Origin of the sequence: Streptomyces sp. cmx-18-6 (assembly GCF_046548915.1) — a bacterium.
GTDB lineage: Bacteria > Actinomycetota > Actinomycetes > Streptomycetales > Streptomycetaceae > Streptomyces.
The window spans coordinates 1-537 of the sequence record NZ_JAEBEP010000060.1; the positions used below are offsets into that span (position 1 = coordinate 1).

1 protein-coding gene is annotated in these 537 nt (G+C 66.1%); it reads left to right on the forward strand.

Annotation, left to right across the window (positions count from 1 at the left end; translation table 11 throughout):
• The coding region (locus tag ACLJPL_RS34145; RefSeq protein WP_411084823.1) for a sigma-70 family RNA polymerase sigma factor at window positions 1-537 on the forward strand (537 nt) is incomplete at both ends.

A 537-nucleotide genomic window follows, 5' to 3' on the forward strand; every position in this document is an offset into this window, starting at 1 on the left:
GGAACCCGGAGGAGATGGAGGACATCGTCCAAGTCGGTGTGATCGGTCTCATCAAGGCCATCGACCGGTTCGAGCTCTCCCGCGAGGTGGAGTTCACCTCCTTCTCGATCCCCTACATCGTGGGAGAGATCAAGCGGTTCTTCCGTGACACCACATGGGCGGTGCACGTTCCGCGCCGCCTGCAGGAGGCCCGCGTCCAACTCGCACGCGCCACCGAGGAACTGAGCAGCCGCCTGGGCCGCACACCCACCGTGGCCGAACTGTCCCAGTTGATGAACCTGGACGAGGAGGAGGTCATCGAGGCGCGGCTGGCCTCCAACGGCTACCGCTCCTCCTCCCTGGACGCCGCCATAGGCAATGGCGAGGACGGCGAGACGGCCCTGGCCGACTTCATCGGCAACGAGGACGGCGCGCTGGAACTGGTGGAGGACTTCCACGCACTCGCCCCGATGATCGCCGACCTCGACGAGCGCTCGCGCAGGATCCTGCGCTGGAGGTTCGTGGAGGAACTGACCCAGGCCCAGATAGGCGAACGGC